Origin of the sequence: Empedobacter sp. UBA2044 (assembly GCF_002333005.1) — a bacterium.
Lineage (GTDB): Bacteria > Bacteroidota > Bacteroidia > Flavobacteriales > Weeksellaceae > Empedobacter > Empedobacter falsenii_B.
Genome location: NZ_DDBA01000040.1, coordinates 29,082 through 37,845, shown reverse-complemented (window position 1 = coordinate 37,845; position 8,764 = coordinate 29,082). Strand labels below are relative to the sequence as shown.

At 37.0% G+C, this 8,764-nt stretch carries 6 protein-coding genes; all 6 read right to left on the bottom strand.

Annotation, left to right across the window (positions count from 1 at the left end; translation table 11 throughout):
* Window positions 1-118: 118 nt before the first annotated feature.
* The 6 genes from B4E59_RS07160 to B4E59_RS07135 are packed head-to-tail and all read right to left on the bottom strand — an operon-like array spanning window position 119 to window position 8,745.
* Entirely contained in the window at window positions 119-1,456 is a 1,338-nt protein-coding gene (locus B4E59_RS07160; protein ID WP_286496026.1) for a hypothetical protein, read from the bottom strand.
* 18 nt (window positions 1,457-1,474) lie between these two features.
* On the bottom strand, window positions 1,475-2,155 hold the full coding sequence (locus tag B4E59_RS07155; protein WP_219035261.1) for a c-type cytochrome: 681 nt from the start codon (window positions 2,153-2,155) through the stop codon (window positions 1,475-1,477).
* Window positions 2,155-2,724, bottom strand: coding sequence for a DUF3341 domain-containing protein (locus tag B4E59_RS07150; RefSeq protein ID WP_221627898.1), 570 nt, complete (start codon window positions 2,722-2,724; stop codon window positions 2,155-2,157). The genes B4E59_RS07155 and B4E59_RS07150 overlap by 1 nt, the downstream gene beginning before the upstream one ends.
* Window positions 2,705-4,108 (bottom strand): NrfD/PsrC family molybdoenzyme membrane anchor subunit, encoded by a 1,404-nt coding sequence (gene nrfD, locus B4E59_RS07145; protein ID WP_038336919.1) that lies wholly within the window; start codon window positions 4,106-4,108, stop codon window positions 2,705-2,707. The genes B4E59_RS07150 and nrfD overlap by 20 nt, the downstream gene beginning before the upstream one ends.
* 34 nt (window positions 4,109-4,142) lie before the next feature.
* Window positions 4,143-7,304 carry a TAT-variant-translocated molybdopterin oxidoreductase gene (locus B4E59_RS07140; RefSeq protein ID WP_291052301.1) on the bottom strand — a complete coding sequence of 1,054 codons (3,162 nt, stop codon included), beginning with the start codon at window positions 7,302-7,304 and terminating at the stop codon, window positions 4,143-4,145.
* A 22-nt stretch (window positions 7,305-7,326) separates the two neighbouring features.
* Window positions 7,327-8,745 (bottom strand): c-type cytochrome, encoded by a 1,419-nt coding sequence (locus B4E59_RS07135; RefSeq protein ID WP_291047038.1) that lies wholly within the window; start codon window positions 8,743-8,745, stop codon window positions 7,327-7,329.
* Between the last annotated feature and the right edge of the window lie 19 nt (window positions 8,746-8,764).

The following is an 8,764-nucleotide window of genomic DNA, read 5'->3' as shown; positions in this document are numbered from 1 at the left end:
TCTCCTAAATCGTACAAAAAGAAAAACAGTACAAATACGAATAAATGTACTGTTTAAAATAAAATGTTATTGGTCTAATCCTGTCTCATTTTTTCAGGACGTTACAACATCTTTCTAATTAGAAAGGATATTCATAAATTTTTGATTCGTGGAAGTAAGGGTGACCTTTTGCTTCTAAGTTTAATTTAGAAACTGCATTCATAACTACGAATGTAAATAATCCACCGATTCCAACTAATGCTCCAATTTCCATTAAACCAAAGTTGTGGAATGGTCCAACAGCTGCTGGCATAATTTGGTTGTAGAAATCCCAGTAGTGTCCAAAAATGATAACAAATCCCATCGCGAAAACGATTTGATAACGACGTTTCATGCTTGAAGAAATTAAAATCAAGAATGGAGCTACTAAGTTAATAATCAACATCCAGAAATATAATGGGTATTGCGCCATACGTTGTTGGAAGTATTGAGCTTCCTCAGGAATGTTTGCGTACCATTGTAACATGAATTGACAGAACCATAAGTATGACCATAATAATGAGAAACCGAACATGAATTTTGTTAAATCGTGTAAGTGGTTATCATTGAATAATGGTAAAGCGTTCTTTCTTTTTAAGTAGATAGAAATAATTGCCATAATAGAAACCGCAGAAACTAAGTATGAAACCATTCCGTACCACATAAATAATGAAGAGAACCAGTGTGGATCTAAAGACATCACGAAATCCCAAGCAAATGCTGCAGAACAAATTGCGAAAATCACTAAGTAAATTACTGATTTTTTGTACAATTGAGCGTACACTTTTAAGTCTCCGTTTGTCTCATCTAATTTGCGTGTTGCGTTTTTAATTACTGGTAACATTAAAGATAATACTACTAAGTAAATAACACAACGTATTAACCAGAAGTTAGGGCTTAACCAAAGTTGAGCTTTGTTTGCCATGTAGATATCATACTTCTCGCTATCAGGATTTATTAAATCAGCATCCATCCAGTGGAATAAGTGATTCATATGAAAATAAGATCCTAAAACGATGATAGCTACAAGTACAGAACCAACTGGTAAAAATGACGCGATAGCCTCCATAACACGAGATACTACCATAGACCAACCAGCGTTAGCTACGAATTGAATACATAAGAAAAACAACGCAGATGCCGCAATACCAAACGATAAATAAGCTGGTACATAGAAAGCAGCCCAAGGTCTGTTTTTCAATAAATTTGTCAAATGCTCCATGTGTCCAGCATGATCTGTGTTCATAGATGCATAAGAATCTGAAATGTAGTCACCAAAAAATTGAGTTGGGTGAGCTTCAATCAAACCGTTAATATATTCAGTTGAATTAGCAACATCTTGTTGATGTAAGAAAAATCCTATCCCGTAAAGTACAACACCTATAACAGCTAAGATAAGTGATGCATTTTTTAATCTTGGGGAAAATGTATATTGCATAATAATTAACTTATTTTATTATTTATTAGTTGCTGTTTCAGTTTCTGTTGCAGGTTTTGCTTCAGCAGTTGCGTCTCCAGCAGGAGCAGCGGCAGCTGTAGTAGCACCTTTCAAACTCATTACATATTCAGCAACTCTCCAACGGTCTGCAGGAGTCAATTGAGATGCGTAAGAACCCATCGCATTTTTTCCGTACATAATTACATGATAAACAGAACCTACTGTAACATCTCTTTCGCTATAATTAGGAACACCTGAATAAGCTTTAGATTTTACAATTGAACCTTGTCCATCACCAGCTTCACCGTGACAAACTGCACAATTTTGTCCAAACAATAACTTACCTCTTTCTAAGTCTGCAGCTTTGTTAGCCGCATTCAAAGGAGAAACAGTTACTGCTTTTGCTTGTGCATAACCAGCGTTATTGTTTTTGAAAGTCCATGGTAAAATATCACCATCTGTTCTTGCAACAGCACCTTCTACAGATTCTAATGCAGACATATTATGATTTTTACTTAATACAGGAACTTCAGAGTTTTCTTCGTCATGAGGGTAACCAAAAGTTGCCTTTTCATAAGGATCATATGCCGTAGGATAATACATATCTGGCATATATACGATACTTGCGTGACGTTTTTTATCAGAACAAGAAGTGATAATAATACTTCCTAATCCTATAAGTAATGCTATCTTTTTCATTATGCTTCTTGTACTAAATTGTTAACACTTGGTTCTACGACTACATCACCTTTTACAGTTACTTCTTCAGCACCAGTTTCTACAAATACATTTTTGATTTTCTCAACATCAGCTGTTCTGATTTCGATTAAGAATTTATCATCTGTTGTACGTGGATCTGGGTTTTTAGCTTTAGCACCTGGGTACATTTTGTTACGCACTAAGTATGTTAATGACATAAAGTGCGCTGCACAGAATACTGTCAACTCGAACATAATAGGAACGAAAGCTGGCATATTCTCACCCCAAGAAAAAGATGGTTTCCCTCCAATATCTTGAGCCCAGTCATGGTTCATAATAAACCATGTCATCAAAGATGCTAACGTTGTACCAAATGCACCGTAGAAGAAAGCAAGGTCAGAAATACGAGTTTTCTTTAATCCTAAAGCTTTATCTAAACCGTGTACAGGGAAAGGTGTATATACTTCATCTATCGTAATACCTTGTTTACGAATAGATTTTACTGCTTTTAATAAATCATCATCGTCTCCGTAAAGACCATAAACGATTTTAGTGTTCGTGATGCTCATCTTCAGTATGATGTTTTTTATAGCTTTCGCCTGATGATTTCAAAATAGTTTTTAACTCAGATTGTGAAATAACTGGGAATGTACGTGCGTACAATAAGTATAACACAGAAAAGAATCCCATAGTACCTAAGAAGATACCTACGTCTACCCATGAAGGCATAAACATTGTCCAGCTCGATGGTAAATAGTCACGAGATAAGTTGATAACGATAATATCAAAACGCTCGAACCACATACCGATGTTAACTACGATAGAGATAACGAATGTCCAGAAGAAGTTTCTTCTGATTGGACGAATCCATAATAATCCTGGTACTAAAACGTTACAGATAATTAACGCCCAGAATGCCCACCAATAAGGTCCTGTTGCTGCTCCTGGAGAGAAGTATGTAAAGTCTTCGTAACGAGATCCTGAATACCAAGCGATCCATAACTCTGTTAAGTATGCTACTGCAACCATACCACCTGTTACAACGATTACAATATTCATGTACTCGATGTGTTTACGTGTGATATAATCTTCGTAGTGTAAAACTTTACGCATTACACTTAATAATGTTTGTACCATCGCGAAACCAGAGAAAATAGCTCCAGCAACGAAATATGGAGGATATACTGTTGAGTGCCATCCTTTGATTACCGACGTTGCGAAGTCAAAAGATACAATCGTGTGTACCGAGAATACTAACGGTGTACATAAACCAGCTAATACCAAAGATAACTCTTCGAAACGTTGCCAGTGTTTTGCTCCACCACCCCATCCGAATGATAAGATTCCGTAGATTTTCTTAGCGAATGGTTTTGTTGCACGGTCACGTACCATAGCGAAGTCAGGAATTAATCCCATCAACCAGAAAACTGTTGATACAGAGAAATACGTAGAAATCGCGAATACGTCCCATAATAATGGTGAGTTAAAGTTAGGCCATAAAGATCCAAATTGGTTAGGAATTGGGAATACCCAGTACATTAACCATGGACGACCCATGTGAATTACAGGGAATAACGCTGCCTGTACAACGGCGAAGATTGTCATGGCTTCCGCAGAACGGTTAACCGACATTCTCCATTTTTGACGGAATAATAATAAAACGGCTGAGATTAACGTACCAGCGTGACCGATACCTACCCACCATACGAAGTTGGTGATATCCCAACCCCAGTTAATCGTTCTATTCAATCCCCATACACCAATACCAGTTCCTACTGTATAAGCAATTGCTCCAACACCAAAGATGAATGCAACCATTGCTATACTGAAACATGTCCACCACAATTTACTTGCTGGCGTCTCAATTGGACGAGCAATGTCTACTGTGATATCGTGGTAGGTTTTATGTCCTAAAATAAGGGGTTCTCTTACCTGTGATTCGTAATGTGACATATTTGTTTACCTTATTAATTCTTTACTAATTTAATTAAGCTTGTTCTTTTCTGTTTCTAACTTTTACTTGATAGATAACGTTTGGTTTTGTACCAATTTCTTCTAATAAAACATAAGAACGTTTATCTTTCGATGCTGCTCTTACTTCAGATTTATCATCATTGATATCACCAAATTTCATCGCACCTGTTCCACAAGCAGCAGCACAAGCAGCAGCAGCCATAAACTCTTCGTCTTTAACTACTCTGTTCTCTTTCTTAGCTTTTAAGATTGCAGCTTGAGTTTGTTGGATACAGAATGAACATTTCTCAATTACTCCTCGTGTACGTACAACAACATCTGGATTAAGTACCATACGACCTAAATCATTGTTCATGTGGAAGTCATATTTGTCATTATTCGCCCAGTTAAACCAGTTGAAACGACGTACTTTGTAAGGACAGTTATTTGCACAATAACGAGTACCAACACAACGGTTATAAGCCATCATGTTTTGACCTTGACGACCATGAGATGTTGCACCTACTGGACACACAGTCTCACAAGGAGCGTGGTTACAGTGTTGACACATTAATGGTTGGAAAATCACATCTGGATTTTCAGCCTCTGGCTTAATTAAACGTGTATATTGTTGTGGTTCGTTATCTGGATCAGATTCTAACGCAACTTTTTGAGTTAATTTTCCATCTTTATCTTGGTAAGTAACATCAGAGTAGTAACGGTCAATTCTTAACCAATACATATCTCTCGACATACGCATTTGCTCTTTACCAACAGTTGGCACGTTGTTTTCTGCTTGACAAGCAATTACACACGCTCCACATCCTGTACAAGAATTCATATCAATTGTTAAATTGAAGTGAGGTCCTGTAGAACGATCAAAACTAGCCCATAAGTCAACTTCACCTACTGGAGAATCTCCTCTCCATGTTGGCATCTTCGCAACTGGATTCCATTCTTGACGATCTGTGTTGATGAAATCTGCTAAAGAAACTTCTCTTGCGATTTCGTAACGTCCCATCAATGTTGGTTGTTGTTGCATGTTAGCAAATTCGTGTTTATCTGAACGAGAAGATTTCTCGATCTTAACATTAGATGCACCTACGTTACCAGTGTATAATGCGAAAGCATTAACCCCTACATTGTTTGCAACTTTACCAGCTTTTGTTCGACCGTAACCGAAAGCTAAACCTACAGTTCCGATTGCTTGACCTGGCTGAATGAATACTGGAACGTTTTCTAAAACTACTCCATTAACAGTTAAGTTTACATACTCACCGTCAAATTGCATTCTTCCGTTTGTAACGTTATAGTTATCTTGAATTTTGATTCCTAATTTTTCCGCATCATTTGGATTAACTGTTAAATAGTTATCCCAAGAGTTACGTGTAATTGGATCTGGTAATTCTTGTAACCAAGGATTATTTGCTTGTGTACCATCTCCTAAACCAGCTTTAGAATAGAATTGAATTTCCCATTCTGTTGCTTTAGCTCCAGCTAATTTTGTAGCAGCCGCAGCAGCAACACCAGTGTTAGCATTAAATGCAGAAGTTTCAGTCGCTTCATTATAACCATTGTATAATGCTTTGTTGAAATCTACACCTAATTTTGGTAAAATAGCTGATTCCCAGTTTTGTTTTACATATAAGTAATATGGAGAAACTTTTTGTCTTGTTGCAGAAACCGCCATCACCATAATTGGATCATTTGGATCTTCTACTTCTGTAACTTTAGTAACTCCTGTCATCCATGCGATTAATGAATCTTGGAATTGACGAGAATCAAAAATACGTGGAATTGTTGGTTGTTGTAATGAATATACACCTGTTAATGGGTTGAAATCATTCCAAGACTCTAAACCGTGAGTAACTGGAGCAATAACGTCCATTACTGATGCAGTTTCGTCTAATTTTTCATCTAAACCAACTTTAAGTCCAATGTTTTTAAAAGCTCCTTCAATTTCTTTTGCATTTTTAGCATTGTAAATTGGATTTGTTTGGAAGTTTAATAAAACTCCAACTTGTCCAGCTTTAGCTTCAGCAACAAATTGATTAAATACAGCGTCGTTAGACTCTTTTAATAAAACAGCTTTATCAGAAACTGCAGCTGATCCTAATAATTGGTTAATTGCAAATGCAATTGCGTATGCTTCTTTCGAACCATCTGCCATTACTACAGCTTTAGAACCTTTTGCTGTTAATTCAGCAGCAATAGCTAATGCTTCTTTAGAAGAAGCTGAACCACCTGCTAATTTATTATAAACTTCAGCCAATACTTTTTCAGTATCAGTTGGTTTTAATGGATAACGTGTATCAGCATTTGCTCCTGTTAAAGATAAAACAGATTCTACTTGGATGTGACGCATCATGTTTGCTCCTGGTTTACGAGCAACACCATAATCACCTTCCATTCCACCACCATTGTAATCACCTAAGAAATCTGCGTTGAAAGAAACAACTAATTCAGCATTCTTAAGATCATAGAATGGCAATTCTCTTTTTCCGTAAACTTCTTGCGCTGCGTCTAATGCATTCGTAGAAGAAATTGCATCATAAACAACGTGTTGAGTTGTTGGATATTTTGTTGCAAACTCAGCAATCAACTTTTTAGTTGTTGGTGAAGGTAAAGAAGAAGTTAAAATAACTACTTTTTTCCCTCCTACTGATGCTAATGCTTTTGTTACACGTGCATCAAGCTCTTTCCAAGATGTTGCTTTGAAGTTATCACCTGCGTTTGTTAAAGGTGATTTTATTTTATCAGAATCGTATAATGATAATACAGATGCCTGAACACGTGCATTTGTAGAACCATAATATTTTGCGCCTTTGTTTGCATCAATTCTAATAGGACGACCTTCTCTTGTACGTACTAATACGTTCGCGTAATCGTATCCATCAAAAACTGTTGATGCATAATAAGTAGGTACACCAGGCATAATGTTTTCTGGTTTCACTACATAAGGAACAGATTTTACGATTGGAGCTTCACAGGCTGCTAAAGTAACAGCAGCTGTACTGAACCCTAAAATCTTCAAAAAGTCACGTCGTGAAGTTTGACTATTCTCCATGGCGTTATCATTCCCTAAGAAATTATCTACAGGAATTTCTTCTGCAAATTCGTTGGTAGTTAACTTTTCATTTAATGTATTGTCAGTTAACTCCTCAAAACTTTTCCAGTAATTTTTCTTCGAAGCCATTTATACTCCTCTCTTTTTTATATTAATAATGACATTTACCACACTCTAAACCTCCGATAGCATCAACTGTAATCTTAGTTGCGTCACCGTACTGTTTTTTCAGTTTTTCGTGTAGTTCTGCGTAATATTCTTTGTTATACTCGTTGTCCATATCTACCTCAGTAGTTCTGTGACACTCGATACACCATCCCATTGTGAAATCATTCGCCATTTTTACTTCGTTCATTTCATCAACACGTCCGTGACATGCGAAACAAACTTGGTCTCCTGATCCAATGTTCAATTCTTTAGCATTTGGAATAGTTCCATCTTTAATTGCTTTCTTAATCGCTTTCTCTCCTGCTACAACGTGTTGCGCGTGGCTAAAGAATACGAAATCTGGCATATTGTGGATACGTACCCATTCGATTGGTTTTTGTGGACCATCGTATTTGTTCGTTTCTGGATTCCATCCAATCGCTTTATACATTTTTTGGATTTCTCCTGTATAGAAGTTCTTAACCGCCTCCTCATCAGCGAATTTACCAGAAGTGATTAATTCTTCTTCGAAGTAATCTCCTTTGTATTCTTTGATTGTTTTGTGACAGTTCATACATACGTTTGGTGAAGGAATTCCAGACACTTTACCGTATTTAGCAGAACTGTGACAGTACTGACAGTCGATACCTTGTACACCTGCGTGAACTTTGTGAGAGAAATAGATTGGTTGTTCTGGCTCGTAACCTTTATCAACACCAATTCCCATTAATCCCCAATACACGTTGTACAATGCAAAGAATGCTAATACTGCGATTAACACACCACCAACTTTTTGGTATTTTTGGAAGAAGTTTGCGAAAGAAAAAGCAGCTTTTTCTTCTTTAGAATCTAAATCATCAGTTGCAGTTGCTTTAACTAATGCATTAACGCGAACCAAAATCCACAATAATAATGCTGCTAATACAACAAATCCAACTGCGATAACTCCTGTTCCAGCACCGCCTCCGTTTCCGGCAGCAGCAGCTTTAGCAGCAGCAGCTTCTTTCTTTTTTGCAGCTTTTGCATCATCAAAAGCCTTTTTACCACCATCAGGATCGGCAGTATACGCTAGAATATTATCAATATCACCGTCAGATAAGTTAGGAAAAGCTAACATTTCAGTGTTATTGTACTCAGCGAAAATTTTGTTTGCATACGCATCTCCAGACGCACGTAAAGCTTTGTTGTCCTTAATCCAAGCGTGTAACCACTCTTTTCCAAGTCCAGCTTGTTCTTGTACGCGTTTCTCAACATTACGTAATTCCGGCCCAATTAATTTACCATCAATCTGGTGACATGCAGTACAGTTGGCTTCGAATAATTCGTAACCTTTACCTGCATCTTGGGCATTTGCTAAGGAGAACGTCGATAGTATTATCGCGCAGCTCCATAAACGTATTCTTTTTAGAAATCTTGCCTTCATTTACTTAAATAATCTCAGT

Coding starts and splice junctions, on each gene's coding strand:
- B4E59_RS07160 (WP_286496026.1), bottom strand. CDS start 1,456: ATGCAATATACATTTTCCCCAAGATTAAAAAATGCATCACTTATCTTA.
- B4E59_RS07155 (WP_219035261.1), bottom strand. CDS start 2,155: ATGAAAAAGATAGCATTACTTATAGGATTAGGAAGTATTATTATCACT.
- B4E59_RS07150 (WP_221627898.1), bottom strand. CDS start 2,724: ATGAGCATCACGAACACTAAAATCGTTTATGGTCTTTACGGAGACGAT.
- nrfD (WP_038336919.1), bottom strand. CDS start 4,108: ATGTCACATTACGAATCACAGGTAAGAGAACCCCTTATTTTAGGACAT.
- B4E59_RS07140 (WP_291052301.1), bottom strand. CDS start 7,304: ATGGCTTCGAAGAAAAATTACTGGAAAAGTTTTGAGGAGTTAACTGAC.
- B4E59_RS07135 (WP_291047038.1), bottom strand. CDS start 8,745: ATGAAGGCAAGATTTCTAAAAAGAATACGTTTATGGAGCTGCGCGATA.